General features: G+C 69.8%; 12 protein-coding genes and 1 pseudogene. 5 read left to right on the top strand and 8 right to left on the bottom strand.

Annotation, left to right across the window (positions count from 1 at the left end):
• Positions 1–212 precede the first annotated feature (212 nt).
• Positions 213–1,733, top strand: a complete 1,521-nt coding sequence (locus tag VF612_RS07850; RefSeq protein WP_408659298.1) for an MFS transporter — start codon at positions 213–215, stop codon at positions 1,731–1,733.
• A gap of 69 nt (positions 1,734–1,802) precedes the next feature.
• A complete protein-coding gene (locus VF612_RS07845; protein ID WP_408659297.1) occupies positions 1,803–2,018 on the top strand; it encodes a hypothetical protein in 216 nt (71 codons plus the stop codon).
• Positions 2,019–2,028: 10 nt separating this feature from the next.
• On the opposite strand, the gene VF612_RS07840 is transcribed toward VF612_RS07845, so the two are convergent.
• On the bottom strand, positions 2,029–2,568 hold the full coding sequence (locus VF612_RS07840; protein WP_408659296.1) for a dihydrofolate reductase family protein: 540 nt from the start codon (positions 2,566–2,568) through the stop codon (positions 2,029–2,031).
• 33 nt (positions 2,569–2,601) lie between these two features.
• On the opposite strand from VF612_RS07840, the gene rnhA reads away from it, so the two are divergent.
• Positions 2,602–3,090, top strand: a complete 489-nt coding sequence (gene rnhA, locus VF612_RS07835) for a ribonuclease HI (RefSeq protein WP_408659295.1) — start codon at positions 2,602–2,604, stop codon at positions 3,088–3,090.
• A gap of 33 nt (positions 3,091–3,123) precedes the next feature.
• On the opposite strand, the gene VF612_RS07830 is transcribed toward rnhA, so the two are convergent.
• From VF612_RS07830 to VF612_RS07815, 4 genes are all read right to left on the bottom strand, one after another.
• The gene (locus tag VF612_RS07830) at positions 3,124–3,504 is read right to left on the bottom strand and encodes a hypothetical protein (RefSeq protein WP_408659294.1); all 381 of its coding nucleotides are present in this window, start codon (positions 3,502–3,504) and stop codon (positions 3,124–3,126) included.
• Positions 3,505–3,567: 63 nt separating this feature from the next.
• Complete coding sequence (locus tag VF612_RS07825; RefSeq protein ID WP_408659293.1) at positions 3,568–4,590, bottom strand: CapA family protein; 1,023 nt, start codon at positions 4,588–4,590, stop codon at positions 3,568–3,570.
• A gap of 287 nt (positions 4,591–4,877) precedes the next feature.
• Complete coding sequence (locus VF612_RS07820; protein ID WP_408659292.1) at positions 4,878–5,657, bottom strand: hypothetical protein; 780 nt, start codon at positions 5,655–5,657, stop codon at positions 4,878–4,880.
• Between the two features lie 7 nt (positions 5,658–5,664).
• Complete coding sequence (locus VF612_RS07815) at positions 5,665–7,734, bottom strand: M64 family metallopeptidase (protein WP_408659291.1); 2,070 nt, start codon at positions 7,732–7,734, stop codon at positions 5,665–5,667.
• 199 nt (positions 7,735–7,933) lie between these two features.
• On the opposite strand from VF612_RS07815, the gene VF612_RS07810 reads away from it, so the two are divergent.
• Positions 7,934–9,079 carry an alkaline phosphatase family protein gene (locus tag VF612_RS07810; RefSeq protein WP_408659290.1) on the top strand — a complete coding sequence of 382 codons (1,146 nt, stop codon included), beginning with the start codon at positions 7,934–7,936 and terminating at the stop codon, positions 9,077–9,079.
• Between the two features lie 15 nt (positions 9,080–9,094).
• Here VF612_RS07810 and VF612_RS07805 read toward each other — a convergent pair whose 3' ends face one another.
• Together VF612_RS07805 and glgP are read right to left on the bottom strand one after the other, a co-directional pair.
• On the bottom strand, positions 9,095–9,991 hold the full coding sequence (locus VF612_RS07805) for an NAD-dependent epimerase/dehydratase family protein (protein WP_408659289.1): 897 nt from the start codon (positions 9,989–9,991) through the stop codon (positions 9,095–9,097).
• Between the two features lie 2 nt (positions 9,992–9,993).
• Positions 9,994–12,570 carry an alpha-glucan family phosphorylase gene (gene glgP, locus VF612_RS07800; RefSeq protein ID WP_408659288.1) on the bottom strand — a complete coding sequence of 859 codons (2,577 nt, stop codon included), beginning with the start codon at positions 12,568–12,570 and terminating at the stop codon, positions 9,994–9,996.
• Between the two features lie 108 nt (positions 12,571–12,678).
• Here glgP and VF612_RS07795 point away from each other — a divergent pair, with 108 nt between their 5' ends.
• Positions 12,679–14,853, top strand: coding sequence for an alpha-1,4-glucan--maltose-1-phosphate maltosyltransferase (locus VF612_RS07795; RefSeq protein WP_408659287.1), 2,175 nt, complete (start codon positions 12,679–12,681; stop codon positions 14,851–14,853).
• A 106-nt stretch (positions 14,854–14,959) separates the two neighbouring features.
• On the opposite strand, the pseudogene VF612_RS07790 reads toward VF612_RS07795, so the two are convergent.
• A pseudogene (locus VF612_RS07790) lies at positions 14,960–15,019 on the bottom strand (helix-turn-helix domain-containing protein); the annotation flags it as partial.
• Between the last annotated feature and the right edge of the window lie 33 nt (positions 15,020–15,052).

Below are 15,052 nucleotides of genomic sequence, written 5' to 3'. Positions count from 1 at the left end.
CATCGAGGTGACGATCCAGCCATTCAGGCGCCTTGCCACCTGCCGCGGTGGGGTGCTTGACGTCCGAACTGGACGAGTGGTACTCACGAACGTGGAGTGATCATCTGAGAACACAGAGCGATTCATTCATCATTCACACGTGAGGAAGGCCGAGGCCGATGACGGTGCCAGGCGCAGTCGCCCAGCCCATTCAGAGTCTTGTCCCTGCCCGGATGGACCGACTGCCCTGGTCGAAGTTCCATTGGCGGGTCGTCATCGCCCTGGGGATCACCTGGGTGCTCGACGGCATCGAGATCACCGTGGCCGGCGCGATCGGCGAACGGTTGACCGAAGAGGGGACGCTGCACTTCACTGCCGGACAGATCGGCCTGGCGGCGTCGATCTACCTGCTCGGCGAGGTGGTCGGCGCCCTGTACTTCGGGCGGCTGGCCGACAAGCTCGGGCGCCGCAAGCTGTTCATCATCACGTTGGGCGTCTACCTGATCGGTAACCTGCTCACCGCCTTCTCGTTCAACTTCCTCTTCTTCATCGCCACCAGGTTCATCGCCGGGCTCGGCATCGGCGGCGAGTACGCGGCGATCAACTCCGCGATCGACGAGCTGATCCCTGCCGACTACCGCGGCCGGGTGGACCTGGCCATCAACGGGACCTACTGGCTCGGCGCGATGATCGGCGCGGCGGCCAACATCGCCTTCCTCAACCCCGACCTCTTCGACGTCAATCTCGGGTGGCGGCTGGGCCTGCTCATCGGACCGGTGATCGGCATCGCGATCTGGGGATTGCGCAGGCATATCCCGGAGAGTCCCAGATGGCTGCTCACCCACGGGCAGTCGGACGAGGCGGAGCGGATCGTCGACGGCATCGAACGCGATATCGAGGCCGCCGGCACGACGCTGTCGCCCGTCGACCAGTCCGCCGCGCTGCTGGTCGAGGAACGCGAGGACCCGGGCTACAAGGAACTCGCTCAACTCATCGTGCGGGAGTACCCGAGCCGGGCATTCCTCGGCTTCATGCTGATGGTCACCCAGTCGTTCCTCTACAACGCGATCTTCTTCACGTTCGCGCTGATCCTGGGCAAGTTCTACGGCATCAGCGGCGGAGCGGTCGGCTACTTCATCTTCCCGTTCGCCGTCGGCAACCTGCTCGGGCCGTTGCTGCTCGGCAAGCTGTTCGACACCGTCGGCCGGCGGATCATGATCGGCGGGACGTACTGCACCTCGGCCATCCTGCTGTTCATCACCGGGCTGCTGTTCAAGAACGGCTCCCTCAACGCCACCACCCAGACCATCCTGTGGTGCATCATCTTCTTCATCGCCTCGGCAGCGGCGTCGTCGGCCTATCTCACGGTCAGCGAGATCTTCCCCTTGGAAGTACGGGCCAAAGCCATCTCGCTGTTCTTCGCGGTGTCGCAGTTCTTCGGTGGCGTGATCGCCCCGTTCCTGTTCGGCAAGCTGGTCGACGCGGCCGGCTCGGGCCCGACCCCCGATCGCGACCCCCTGTTCTGGGGCTACACCGTCGGGGCGATCCTGATGTTCGCCGGTGGCCTGACCGCGTTCATCTACGGCGTCAACGCCGAGCGGCAGTCCCTGGAGAACATCGCCAAGCCGCTGTCGGCCCGGCAGGTCGCGATGGCCAGCGGCGGAGCCAGCCGGCTCACCGGCGGGTTGGGCTCGGGCGTCCGCCGCGACAGCGGGGCCGGGCTGCTGCGGTCCGGGCCGCCTGAACGGAAGTAAAGTCGATCTCGGGCCCGCGGCAGCTGACCGGCGGGCCCGAGCCGATCCGACAGGTGGGTGGCGGCCCAGATGCCAGAGCCGTGGCGACGGACGACCTGGCTGCTGCTCTGGGGCTGGATGCCGGCCGGAATCGGCTGGCAACTGCTGAACGCCGACCGGCTGGACGCCTACAGCATGCTCGGCTGGTTCGTCTGGCCGGCAGTGCCCGCTGCCTACCTGGTCGTGGCGTTGCTGATCGGGCTGCTGCCACGCATGGATGAGCGGCGCAAGGACGGCGGCCGGTGACCGGGCTCGCTCAGCCGAGCACCCGGCACCAGATGCTGGTGGCCAGGGGCGCCTGGCTCACCTCGAACCGTTCGAGCCGAACATGGGTCCCGCCCGGATGGTCGAACAGCCGCACCCCGTCGCCGAGCAGCACCGGGGCAACGAAGACCAGGATCTCGTCGAGCACCCCGGTCTGCAGGCACTGCTGGGCGATGTTGGCGCCGAGGATGTTGACGTACTTGTCGCCGGCAGCGGCCTTCGCGCCGGCCACCGCGGCAGCCAGATCGTCGACGAAGGTGACGCCGGGCGGCGCGACGTCCGGAGCATCGTGGGTCAGCACGAACTGCGGCCCGGTCCAGGCGCCGCCGAACGCTCCCTCCTTGTCCGTCCCGCGGTTCGGGTCGTCGCCGCCGAAGGTGCGCCGGCCGATCAGCAGGGCGCCGATGCGGCCGACCAGCTCGTCCGCGGTCGGGTTGGGCCCGAGATAGGAGGTGAGCCAGGACATGTCACCGCCAGGGCCTGCGATGAAGCCGTCCAGCGACATGGTCGCCGAGTACAGCAGCCTTGCCATGGTTCCCCCGTCCTCGCCGGTACCGTGCTGCAGATGAGTGTCCACCCCCCGAGCCCGGCACCGGCAGCGGAGCAGGGCCGGGCGACGGTCGTGATCTACACCGACGGGTCCTGCAAGGGCAACCCGGGACCGGGCGGCTGGGGCGTATGGCTCAGCAGCGGCAGCCATGAGAAGGAGCTGTTCGGCGGCGAGCCGCAGACCACCAATCAGCGGATGGAGCTGACCGCGGCCATCGAGGCGCTGACCGCGCTGAACCGCCCCTGCTCGGTGGTGCTCTACACCGACAGCCGGTACGTGCTGCAGGGCATCACCAGCTGGATCCATGGCTGGAAGCGCAACGGCTGGCAGAGTTCGGCGAAGCAGCCGGTCAAGAACGCCGACCTGTGGCGCAGGCTGGACGAGGCATCGGCCGGGCATGCCATCGACTGGCGCTGGGTCAAGGGGCATTCCGGCGACGCCGGCAACGAGCGGGCCGACGCGCTGGCCAACGACGGCGCGGCGCTGGTGATGGCAGGGGGCTGACCCGTTTCAGCCGCGATTGCCACGAGATCGCGGTCAGCGGGATTCGCGCGGCACCCCGAGCCTCGGCATGCCACCCAGGCCCAGGTTGTAGCGGACGTTCTCGGAGTATTCGGCCAGCTTCTTCCACAGCGCGGCGTGGGCGGGCCACGGGATCGGGTTGTCCCCGTCCAGCCAGCTGTCGCCGAAGGTGATCCAGACGACGGTCCAGTTGGCCGCCACCTTCCACCGGCCGTTGCTCCAGTCGATCAGCGCCCGGCGGATCTGCATCGCCGCCTGCGGCGCGTCGGGAAACGTCGAGGTGGTGTGCACGGTCCACACCCGGAAGTCGTGCGACATCAGGTCCAGCTCGAAGTCGCTCAGCACGGCAGGATTCACCAGCACCGTAGCCATGTTCTCGAAACCTGGACCCCTCACGCCCCGATTATTCACCAGCGCAGCCCACCGACAGAAGTCCCGGAATGCCGGTCGACTACCCGCTCAGCCGACGACCAGCCCGTCCCGGCGTGCGCCGAGCCGGTCGAGATAGCCGGTGATCCGGGTCAACGCCGCGCGGTAGCGTGCTCGTGCCTCGGGCGCGGTGCGTTGGTCGGCGATCGCCGAGCCCAGCTGGACCAGCCGCAGCCGGGGCGAGACCTCCATCCAGGTGGCAATCGCCTCGGCCCGGGTGGTGGCGAAACGGTGCGGGGCCACCTCGGTGAAGGTGAAGCGCGCCATCACCCCCTCGCGGTTGTCGTTGATCGGCTGGGCGTGCCGCGAGATCTGATTTCCCATGCAGTAGGCGACCCACTTGCCGTGCAGCTTCTGGAACGGCTGCACGACGTGGGCATGGTCGCCCAGGATCACGTCGATGTCCGGCGAGGCCAGCAGCCGGTCGGCCTGGCCGGCCTGCTCCGCGCTGGGGTCATGGTCGTACTCGACGCCCCAGTGCATGCTCAGCACCACGATGTCGGCGCCGGCGCGCTTGGCCCGGTGCGCTGCGGCCAGGATCGCCGGCAGGTCGATGGTGTTGGCCAGCCAGGGTTGGGCGGCCGGCACCGCTATGCCGTTGAAACCGAAGCTGAACGCGAGCTGGGCGATGCGCACGCCGGCGCCGGTGGTCACGATCAGGGGACGGGCCGCCTCGGCTGCTGACCGGGCGCTGCCGGTGTGTCTCAGGCCGGCCGCGTCCAGCTCGTCCAGAGTCCGCTTGACCCCGGCGTAGCCCTGATCCAGGGTGTGGTTCGAGGCCGTGGTGCAGCTGTCGTAGCCGGCCGCCTTCAACGCGGTCAGCACCTGGGGCGGGGCGTTGAAGTTCGGCCAGCCGGCGAACGGGCCTTGCGGCGGGGCAAGCGGGGTCTCCAGCTCGCAGATCGCCAGCCCGGCCGCCCGGGTCACCGGCGCGATGCCGGCATAGATCGGGCCGAAGTCGTAACCGGGGCGTCCGCGCGCCCGGGCGTCGGCCGCCGCCTGCTGCCAGAGCGCCGGATGGATCAGCACGTCGCCCGAGCCGAGCACGGTCACCGTGCGCGGGCCGGACGGTGCCGGCGTACCGCCGGTTGCCGGGCCTCCCGTAGCCGGATTCGTGGTCGTCGGGCTCGCACTGCCCGAGCGTGTAGTCGTCGGGTTCGCAGTCGTCGGGTTCGTAGTCGTCGGGTTCGCCGTCGGCGAGCCCCGAGTCGCCATGCCGGGTGCCGCCGGACTCGCTTGTCGCTGAACGTCGCGGGCGTGCTGGCACCCGCCGAGCGCAATCGCGAGCGCCAGCGCCGCCGCGGACCACCGCGGCGCTGGCAGCGCGACTGCGCCGGCGGTCACAGGCTCGGCGTGCGGCCGCCGCGCTCCTCGATCGCCTCGGGGAGCACCGAGGCCGGCAGGCCGACCAGCTCGGCCACCGGGCGCACCTGGCGCGCGAACTGCTCGGCCAACGGCGCCGCCCCGAGACGATCGGTGCGTGCCTCCTCCTTGATCCGGTGCAGCCGGATCGCGATCCGGTCGATGGTCTCCGGCGTCACCTCGTGCGCCGGCACCCGCGCCATGAACTCATACGTCGAGCGGTCGGTGAAGTGATGCCCGCGCTGGTCCGCGGGGCCGTTGGGGTTGGCGAAGGAGCGCTGCAGCCCGAGGTCCGGCAGCGATCCGGCATGCAGCAGCCGGTCCCCCACGCTCACCTCGTAGGCGTTCGCACCGGAGAAACCCGTGATCTGGCCGAGCGGGCCGTCGACGAGATGGCTGTCCAGGACCGACAGCTGGTCACCTCGCACCCGGACCCGCAGCCGGATGTACTGCTCACCGGCCGGCCGTGCCCTGCCGCCGCGGCGGGCCTTCGGCGGGATCTGGTCGCCCGGGGGCAGGTCGCTCGCTCCCGCCCGTGGCCGGCGCGCCGGCTCCTGGGCCGGCTTGCTGGGGCCCTCGCCACCGGAATGCGGGTTCGACCTGCCCGGCTCCTTCCGATCCGGTTTCCTCGGGCCGTCATAGGCGGGCGGCTCGACATCGCCGGCTCGGACCCGGCTACCGGCGGCAGGCGCCGGAGGCTTGCTGGGACGGCTGTTGTCCACCCGGGGAGCGCCTCCGCGCTTGACCTTCTTGATCATCGTTGCCTCACCAGTTCCGGCCGTAGCGGTATGAGTGGATCCAGCGGTAGTAGATGCGGTCCAGGCCGATGCCGCGCCGGCCGCTGATCACCCCGAACCAGTCGGTGTTGTGGACGTAGAGGCTGGGCTGGCCACTCTTGCCGCTGAAGCGCGCCACCTCGAACCGGTCGGCCGGGCCGAGGTTCCACTCACCCACCCAGTCCGCGGCGAAGCCGGCCGACAGGCCGGTGCCGGAGGAGATCATCCGGCCGAGGTACTCCTCTGCCCAGTCCTGGTGGTTCCACGCCCACAGGTCACAGCGGCCGTTGCCGTTCAGGTCGGCTGCGAAGAAGTCGTCGTGCCGGGCCAGTCCGCCCCAACCGGGCACGTCACCGTCGTAGCGGTTCACGTAGGCCAGGCCCGAGCCGACGGATCCGAACATGCCCAGGTAGGGCATCGACCAGTCCTCGCCGTTGAAGATGTAGACGTCGCAGCGGCCGTCGCCGTCGAAGTCGCCGAGGAACAGCCGGTCGTGGCGGGCCAGCCCGCCCCAGCCGGGGATGTCGCCGTCGTACCTGGCCGTCATGTTCAGCCCGCTGGCCTGCGACCGGAACAGGCCGACGTAGGACATCGACCAGTCCTCGCCGTTGAAGATGACCAGGTCGTCCTTGCCGTCGCCGTTGAGGTCGCCGACGAAGAAATGATCGTGGCGGGCCAGGCCACCCCAGCCCGGGATGTCGCCGTCGTACCGGTGGGTCAGGTAGAAGCCCGTGCCGGTGCTGCGCAGCAGCCCGACGTAGGTCATCGACCAGTCATCGCCGTTGACGACGATCAGGTCGTCCTTGCCGTCGCCGTTGAGATCGGCCTTGAAGAACCTGTCGTTCCTGGCGAAACCGCCCCAGCCGGGGATGTCGGCGTCGTACCGGGCGATCAGCCTGAGCCCACCGGCTCCGTCCGAGGCGAGCAGCCCGAGGTAGGGCATCACCCAGTCCACCCCGTTGAAGATCACCACCTCGTCGGCGCCGTCGCCGTTGAAGTCCCCGATCACGATCTGGTCGTTGGGCATGAACTGCCAGGAGCCCGGCACCCGTTCGACACCGCTGAAGCGGTGGACGAGATCGGGAGCGTTGTTGCCGAACAGCTGGATCGACGTCCCGTGGTGCAGCAGCACGTCGCTGCGGCCGGTGCCGTAGAAGTCGCCCGCATGCGCCGACCGGAAGTGGTGATCGGTCTCGTGGTCGCGGTTGGTCTTCAGGGAGGTGTAGCAGACGGGGCAGAACTCCGGGGTGTTGCCGTTCATCCGGCAGTTCTCTACCGGCCGGTAGAGGCCGGTGGAGACCGTGCCGCCACCCTCGAACAGGCCGACGTCGAAGTTGCTGCTCCAGGTCGCCGGCCGGACGCCCTGGTTGTAGTTGGCGCCCGCGCCGACACCGGTGGGAAGCGGTGTCGTCGGATCGATGAACTGCCGCCACTTGGTGGTGGCGCGATCGGTGATCGTGGTCAGGTTGATCCAGGCCTGCTCGCCGCCGGTGTAGTTGCCGGTCACCGAGTACTCGTCGGCGAATCCGCCGACGCCGTGCCCGAACTCGTGCGCGATGACGGTCCAGTCGACGCCCATCGGAACGTGCGCCCGGCCGCCGCCACCGCAGCCGCCGAAGTTGGGATTGTTCAGCACGACCAGGATCTCGTTGGCATCGGGCACCCAGGTGTTGATCGCGGCCTGCAGCAGGGTTTCGGTGTTGGCGCCGTACTCCAGCCAGCAGTGCGACCAGGAGCCGTTGAAGATCATGCCGAGCGCGGTGTTGTGGGCCGTCTCCGAGGCGATGGTGTCGTCGGACGGGTCGACGGTGCCCTTCTCGTCGTAGGTCCGGGTGCTCACACCGGAATCCACCGACTCGAGGTTGATCCGGTAGATGTTGTATGCCGAGGCGTCCTCGGCGAAGTAGTCGTGGCCGAAGACGCCCTGGATCAGCGTGGTGTCCACCCACTGGTCGTAGGCCGGCTGGTCGGCGGCGGTGAACCCGTCACCCAGGACGACGATGTTCCGTTTGGTGCCGGGCGGGCCGGCTTTGCGCAGTACCGTCATGCTGTCAGCCATGTGCGGCTCCTTCGGCGGTCGCAGTGCAAGCGTTCGCGCAGCCGGCGTGGCCTGTCAACCGTTTCGCCGGGTTCCGCGGCTTGTGGACTACAGGAGCGGCTCGGGGCGCCCTGGATACCTCCCCCGCGGGACTGGACCGGGCGCTGGTGTGAGCAGCGTCGCGAGGTGCCGGGTTGCTGTCCGGCGCCAGGATGGGGCAATGACCACCTCGCCGGCCGCCGGCATCGTCCGGTACGGGCAGTCGTCGTTGTCCGACGTGCTGCCGTCCACCCTGGCCGCGTTGGGGGTGGCCGGTGAGCCGAACGTGCTGGCCCTTGAGCCGGCTGGCTGCATTGTCGTGCTGCTGGTCGATGGCCTGGGCTGGCAACTGCTGCGTGAGCACGCCGGTCTTGCCCCGTTCCTGTCCAGCCTGGCGGCGCGCCCGCTGACCGCCGGCTTCCCGACCACCACCGCGGTCAGCGTCACCTCGCTCGGCGCCGGCGTGCCGCCGGGGCAGCACGGCATCACCGGCTACATCACCCGGGCGGACGGGCTGAGCGAGCCGGCCAACTGGCTGACCTGGCGTGGCGCCCGGTCCGGCGTCGACCTGCTCGGCGACCAGCCACCGGAGCAGGTCCAGCCGGTCGCCACCGCCTTCGAACGGGCCGAGCAGGCCGGGGTGAGCGCCACGGTGGTGTCGGCACCCGCGTTCAAGGGCAGCGGCCTGACCCGGGCCGCGTTGCGCGGCGCTCATTACCTGCGGGCGTTCACCGCGGCCGACAGCATGGCCCAGGTTGCCGCGACGGCACAGGCGCGTGGCGGGTTGATCTACTGCTACAACCACGAGTTGGACCTGATCGGGCACGTCTACGGCTGCCGGTCCGAGGCATGGCGGGCCCAGCTGCAACTGATCGACCGAGCCGTCGAGCTGCTGGCCGGACGGCTGCCCGCTGGCACCCGGCTGCTGGTCACCGCCGACCACGGCATGGTCAACGTCCCGGAGGAGGCCAAGATCGACTACGACAGCGAGCCGTCGCTGCAGGAGGGCGTCGAGCTGCTGGCCGGCGAGGCCCGGGTGCGGTACTTGCACGTCGAGCCTGGCTTGCTGGACGCGGTCCGCTCGCGGTGGCTCGAGGTTGTCGGCGACCGGATGGCCGTGCTGACCCGCGACGAGGCGATCGGCCACGGCTGGTTCGGCCCGGAGGTCAGCGCATCGGCTCGGCACCGGATCGGCGACCTGATCGCGGTGTCGGTGTCGGAGCTCGCCGTGGTCCGCCGCAAGGCCGAGTCCCGGAATGCTTCGTTGATCGGCCACCACGGCGCGCTGACCGACGCCGAGCTGCTCGTCCCGCTGCTGTCCACCTGACGCTGGGCGAACCGGTCAGGGTTGCAGTGGTTGGCCGTCCTCGTCGAGGTAATCGCGCCAGCTGCGGGTCGGCTGCCAGCCGAGCAGCCGCTCCGCCTTGGCCGCCGAGGTGCCGCTGGCATCGGCACGGGCGAACGCGCGGTACTCCACCCGATCGCCGTACTGCGCCCGCAGCGCGGCAAGAGTGTCAGCCACCCCGGCCGAATCGGGCGAGCAGACGTACATCACCTCGTGGCCCGGCAATGACGATTCCACCGCCAGCCGCAGCGCAACCGCGAGGTCATAGGCGTCGATGTAGGACCAGCCGTTCACCGTCGGCTCCGGCGTGCCGGCCCGGGCTAGGGCGATCATCGGCCTGAGATTGCGCGCGTACGACGAGGAGTCCTGCACCCAGGTCGGCCGGATCGTGATGCACCGCAGGTCAGAACGCCGCACCGCCGCGTCGCAGAGCTGCTCGGTGAAGTGCTTGGCCAGCGCGTACGGATCCTGCGGCAGCACCGGATGGTCCTCGTCGATCGGGAAGTAGGCCGGGGAGAACGGCCGCTCCGCGAACGTCATGCCCGGCACCGTCTCCGAGGACAGGTTCACCAGCCGACCGACCCCGAACCGGACGCAGGCCTCGATCACGTTGAACGCCGCCAGCAGGTTGTTGCCGAACACCACGTGCGCGATGTCCTGCGACGGCTCGGGAATCGCCGCGCAGTGCAGCACCGCGTCCATCCCTCGCACCAACCCGAAAGCCGCCCCGGCGTCGGTCAGGTCGGCCCGTACGTAGGGCGCCACGCCGGGCTCGGACCGCTCGTAGGTCGGCGTGCCCAGGTCGGTGCTCACCACCTGGTGCCCGGCGGCCATCAGCTCGGCAACGGCCACCCGCCCGACCTTGCCGCGGGCGCCGGTGACCAGGACCCGCACGATCAGCCGGGGCTGGCGGTGGCGACCAGCCCGGTCTCGGCGAGGTTGGCCAGCAGCTTGTGCTTGGGCAGCACCCGGACGGTGTAGCCGAACGGGCCGGCCTTCTTCAGCGGGATGTCACCGGCGAAGAAGCCGGTGTGGTCGCGCTCGTCGGCCAGCGTCAGCGGCAGCAGCTCGAACGAGGTGAGCCGGTTGTCCGAATCCACCGGGCCGTAGACGGCCTGCACCTCGACGTCGCCGGCGGTCAGGCCGGACAGCGCCACCTCGGCGCGCAGCTGCAGGAAACCGCCCAGGCTGGGATCGCCCTCGACGTGGGAGTCGACGTGGCGCACCGCGACGTCCCGCCAGCTGCCGGCCACCCAGCTCTTCCACGCGGCCAGGTCCTTCGCGGCCCGGAAGTCATCGGCCACCATCAGCGCCGCGGACTGCCCGGCCGGGGCGTACAGCAGCCGGATGTAGTCGCGCACCATGCGCGTCGCGACCACCTTCGGGCCCAGCGACTTCAGGGTGTAGCGCACCATCGCCACCCACTGGGCCGGGATCCCCTTGGCGTCGCGGGTGTAGAAGCGCTGCGCCACCTGGTGCTCGATCAGGTCGTAGAGCCCGGCGGCCTCGACCGCGTCCCGGTGGTCATCGGTGGTGCCGGTCAGCGAGTCGTTCGCCGACGGGATCTCCCAGCCGTTCTTGCCGTCCTCGCACCACTCGTCCCACCAGCCGTCCTTGATGGACAGGTTCAGGCCGCCGTTCAGCGCCGCCTTCATGCCGGACGTGCCGCAGGCCTCCAGCGGCCGCAGCGGGTTGTTCAGCCAGACGTCGCTGCCCCAGTACAGGTAACGGGCCATCCCGATGTCGTAATCGGGCAGGAAGGCGATCCGGCCGCGAACCTCGGGGTCGTCGGTGAACCGGACGAGCTGGGCGATCAGCTCCTTGCCGCCGTCGTCGGCCGGATGGGACTTGCCGGCGACCACGATCTGCACCGGGCGGTCGGGATCGGTGAGGATCTTCTTCAGCCGGGCCGGGTCGCGCAGCATCAGGGTCAGCCGCTTGTAGGAGGGCACCCGGCGGGCGAAGCCGATGGTCAGCACGTCCGGATCGAAGGCGGTCGCGGTCCAGGCCAGTTCCACCCCGGAGAAGCCGCGCTCGATGCCGGACTGCCGGATCCGGCGGCGGATCTCGCCGACCAGCCGCTCGCGCAGCTCGTGCTTGAGCTCCCACAGCTCGGCGTCGGAGATCTGGTCGATGGCGTCCCAGCCCTCGCCGGAGGCCAGGTCGTCGGAGCCGACGGTGCGCTCGGCGAGGTCAAGGAACTCCCGCGCCATCCAGGTCGGGGCATGGACGCCGTTGGTGATCGAGGTGATCGGCACCTCCTGGGCGTCGAAGCCCGGCCACAGGTCGTTGAACATCGACCGGCTGACCCGGCCGTGCAGCTGCGCGACGCCGTTGGCGCGCTGGCCCAGCCGCAGCCCCATGTGGGCCATGTTGAACTTGGCCGGGTCGTCCTCGGCGCCCAGCGCCAGGATCCGGTCCACCGGCACTGCGGGCACATGGCCGAGGTAGGCGCGGACCAGCTCGCGGTCGAAGCGGTCGATGCCGGCCGGCACCGGAGTGTGGGTGGTGAACACCGTCCCGGCCCGGACCGCGGTCAGCGCCTCGTCGAAGCTCAGCTTCGCGGGGCCGTCGCTGAGCTCGCTGATCCGCTCGACGCCCAGGAAGCCGGCGTGGCCCTCGTTGGTGTGGAAGACCTCGGGTTCGGGGTGCCCGGTGATCGCGCAGTACAGCCGCAGCGCGCGCACGCCGCCGATGCCCAGCAGCAGCTCCTGCAGCAGCCGGTGCTCAGGACCGCCGCCGTACAGCCGGTCGGTCACCCCGCGGGCCGCCGCGTCGTTCTCCTCGACGTCGGAGTCCAGCAGCAGCAGCGGCACCCGGCCGACCGAGGCGAGCCAGATCTGGGCGTGCAGGGTGCGGTCCTCGGGCAGCGCGAGCGCGACCCGGGCGGGGGCGCCGTCGCTGTCGCGCAGCGGGGTCAGCGGCAGTCCCTGTGGATCCAGCGACGGGTAGCGCTCCTGCTGCCAACCCTCCCGGGACAGCGACTGGGAGAAGTAGCCGGCGCGGTACAGCAGGCCGACCCCGATGATCGGCGCGCCGAGGTCAGAGGCCGCCTTGAGGTGGTCACCGGCCAGGATGCCCAGGCCGCCGGAGTACTGCGGCAGCACCTCGGTGATCCCGAACTCGGGCGAGAAGTAGGCCACCGAGCTCGGCAGCGAGCCAGGCTCGGCCTCTTGCTGGCGCTGGTACCAGCGCGGCTGCTCCAGGTAGTCGCGCAGGTCGTCGGAGACGTCCTGCAGCCGGCGCAGGAACTTGCGGTCCTTGGCCAGCGCCTCCAGCCGGCCGGTGCTGACCCCGCCCAGCAGCCGGGCGGGGTCGCCGTTGCATTCGGACCACAGCTCCGGATCGACCGATTCGAGCAGGTCCAGGGAGTCCGGATGCCAGGACCACCGGAGGTTCGCCACGATGTCGCCCAGCGGAGCCAACGGGGCCGGTAACGCCGCGCGGACAGTCAGCCGTCGTAATGCCTTCATTCCCCACACGATAGCGGCATGCGGTAGCGCTTACAGACAGGCCCAGGCTCGACTACACGATGCCGCCCGGTCACACGATGCCCGGCCGGTGACGATACGGTGGGCTCCGTGGTCGGACGCATAGGACTGAACTCATTACATCCGGTGATCGCGCACGGCGAGCTGCCCTCCCGAGCGGTGGTGGGCGAGCCGATCGGCATCGAGGCGACGGTCTTTCGAGAGGGCCACGACGCGGTCGCAGCGTCCGTGCAGTGGCGATCGCCGTCGGGCGCGGACGCCGGATTCAACCGGATGCGGCTGCTCGCTGGCGGGGCGGACCGGTGGCGCACCGAGGTGGTGCCCGACAGCACCGGCACCTGGACCTACGTCGTCGAGGCCTGGGGCGACCCGCTGGCGACCTGGTACCACAACGTCGAGGTCAAGGTCGATGCCGGCCAGAGCGCTGAGGAGCTGGCCAACGACCTGGAGATCGGGGCCCGGCTGTTCGACCGGATCGCCGACGCGCTGAGCGCTGCCGGTGAGACCGCGGGCTCGGTGGACTCGGCGTCCAAGGCGGCGCCGGCGGCCGAGGTGGCCAGTCGGTCCGATGCCACCACCAGGCCGGTAGCGGTCAAGGACCCGGCCCAGGCCAAGACCGCCGTGGGCAAGGGACTCAATAGCGCCAAGGCGGCCACGACCGACATCATCACCGCCGGCGCCGGCCCGGACGCCGCCGAGCTGGCCCGCGCGGTGGCGGCCGACCTGCGCCGGGCCGAAGCCGACGTGCCCCTGCGGATCACCCGCGCGATGAGCAAGGAAGCCCGGGCGCTGGCCAACGACCACCCGGTACGCGAGCTGATCACCCGCTCGCCCCGCTACAGCGTCTGGGTCGACCGGCAGCGCGCGCTGTACGGGGCGTGGTATGAGTTCTTCCCCCGCTCGATCGGCGCGGAGCTGGCCAACGATCCGGACGACCCGGCGCGGCCGCTGCGGCACGGCACCTTCGCCGACGCGACCAAGCACCTGGACTACGTCGCCGACCTGCTGTTCGACGTGGTGTACCTGCCGCCGATCCACCCGATCGGGCGGGTCAACCGCAAGGGCCCGAACAACACCCTGAACGCCAAGCCGACCGACACCGGCTCGCCGTGGGCGATCGGCTCGGCCGAGGGCGGCCACGACGCGATCCATCCGGAGCTGGGCACCGAGGCCGACTTCGCCGCGTTCGTGAACCGGGCCCGGGAGCTCGGCCTGGAAGTGGCGCTGGACCTGGCGTTGCAGTGCGCCCCGGACCATCCGTGGGTCAGCGAGCACCCCGAGTGGTTCACCACGCTGCCCGACGGCACCATCGCCTACGCCGAGAACCCGCCGAAGAAGTACCAGGACATCTACCCGCTGAACTTCGACAACGACCCGGCGGGACTGGCCGCGGAGATCCTGCGGATCACCCTGCTGTGGATCTCGCGCGGGGTGAAGATCTTCCGGGTCGACAACCCGCACACCAAGCCGCTGAACTTCTGGCAGTGGCTGATCGGCACCGTGAAGTCCCAGCACCCGGACGTGATCTTCCTGGCCGAGGCCTTCACCCGTCCGGCGATGATGCACGAGCTCGCCCGGATCGGCTTCACCCAGAGCTACACCTACTTCACCTGGCGCAACACCGCCTGGGAGCTGGGCCAGTACGGCGAGGAGCTGGTCGCCGCCGCCGATTACATGCGCCCGAACTTCTTTCCCAACACTCCTGACATCCTCAATGAATTCCTGGTCAACGGCGGCCGGTCGGCGTTCTCGATCCGGGCGGTGCTGGCGACCATGATGGCTCCGTCGTACGGCATCTATTCCGGCTACGAGCTGTTCGAGAACACTCCGGTGCGGCCGGGCAGCGAGGAGTACCTGAACTCCGAGAAGTACCAGCTGCGACCCCGGGACCTGCAGGGCGCGATGGAGCGCGGGGAATCGCTGGCGCCGTTCCTCAAGCGGCTGAACGAGATCCGGCGGGCGCATCCGGCTCTGCAACAGCTGCGCAACCTGCGGCTGCACACCTGCGAGAACGACGGCATCCTGGTGTTCTCCAAGCGCGACGCCGCGACCGGCGACACCATTCTGGTGACCTGCTCGACCGATCCGCACAACGTCCGCGAAGGCTGGGTGCACCTACGGCTCAACGAGCTCGGCATCGGCTGGGACGAGAGCTTCGGAGTGGCCGATCTGATCAGCGGCGCCAACTACGAGTGGAGCGAGCACAACTTCGTCCGGCTGACCCCGTACCAGCCGGCGCACATCTTCCACGTTCGGCGTCGTTGACAATCCCGGCGCCGGACCCGCACCGTGCGCCGTCGGCCTCAGGCTGGGTAGGTAATCCGGCCCGTCAGGGGCATACACCAGCCCGTCACGGGCATAGACCGACCCGTCACGGGTCATAGGCCAGCAAGTCGCCGGGTGAGCAGTCAAGCTCCCGGCAGAGTGCCGCCGCTCGGGCGTTTGTCCTTTGTACATAGGGTCT

The sequence above is a fragment of the Jatrophihabitans sp. genome (genome assembly GCF_036388195.1).
Taxonomy (GTDB): domain Bacteria; phylum Actinomycetota; class Actinomycetes; order Mycobacteriales; family Jatrophihabitantaceae; genus Jatrophihabitans_A.
This window is presented reverse-complemented; position numbering and strand designations above follow the sequence as displayed.